This window comes from Pseudomonas rossensis (genome assembly GCF_039888995.1).
GTDB classification, from domain to species: domain Bacteria; phylum Pseudomonadota; class Gammaproteobacteria; order Pseudomonadales; family Pseudomonadaceae; genus Aquipseudomonas; species Aquipseudomonas rossensis.
Map to the genome: position 1 here is coordinate 1 of NZ_JBBWCB010000306.1, position 1,029 is coordinate 1,029.

Here is a 1,029-nt window from a genome sequence, read left to right on the forward strand (position 1 = left end):
CCCGTGGCAACGAAGGCCGGTAAGACGCTGAAAATTATGTTACGCCGATCACCTGGTGCTACTACGCATTAAGCTTATCGACACGGCCGGGATCACATAAATTAGGCCGCAACATAACCGGCGAAACCGTCGTACACCAGCTTGCCAGTCCACGGACCAAGGAAATTGCGTGCATGACTGCCGCGTCCGTTCCGTCATGAGCCAGCGCGACAAATAAAAGCCAACTGGCGGAGTAGGCGCTCCACGCAATTAGCGGGTTGTATGAAATCAAACGTCTCGCGCGGGAGATGACCGACAGAGCCACTCGCCTCCCCATAGAGGAAGTAGAAATCCCCGAATGCAATGAAGACGCCGGGTAGGGCTCGAAGCGTTTTGCTTGACCGACTCGGTGACGGGTGGGGCCAGGGATAGTCACCAAAGCGCCGGCCGCTGAACCATCATGAGAAAAGACCATGGATTGGGTACTGGTCGATGCACCTGAAGGTAAAGGGTTTCCCGAAAAATCCTGAGGATTACTTGGACGTATCAACGCCTCCGTCAACTGACCTTGGGAGTATTGAGCCGCCAAATGGCTGGAAGCAGATTGCTGATCGCCACTCATTACGGAGGGTTCATTGCCGCTCGTGACAGCAGGAGGAGGATAAGACAGATTTATATGCTCCATCGGCTATACCATTACCTACCAGCAATGCCAAGAGCTGATGGCACCCATTGGGCTGGGCTTCGACTTGGTCTAAAACAAGCTGAGTGTTAAGGCTCAGCCTTGCAGGCGAGAGAGCATCAGGATAACTGTGCTCGGCTTGCACGCCAGAGGGCTCTGGCTGCTGACTGGCGTTTACCGACACGGTTGCCTGTACTGGCGATATCCAGGTCCCCACCAGCTGCTTCGACATCCGGTTCACGGGGTTGACGGGAGCGAAGGGTCAGCTCGTAACGACGATTCAGTTCTGCGCCCATGTCCCTTCCCAGCCCGACGCCCAGTTCGATAAATGCCTTGCCTCCTTTGATACCCGCCTTACCCACTTCTAT

At 55.2% G+C, this 1,029-nt stretch carries 1 protein-coding gene; it reads right to left on the reverse strand.

Annotation, left to right across the window (positions count from 1 at the left end; all coding sequences use genetic code 11):
* Nucleotides 1-780: 780 nt before the first annotated feature.
* Nucleotides 781-1,029 (reverse strand): hypothetical protein (locus tag WLY71_RS30600; protein WP_347806567.1); only part of this gene is annotated, 249 nt, incomplete at its 5' end.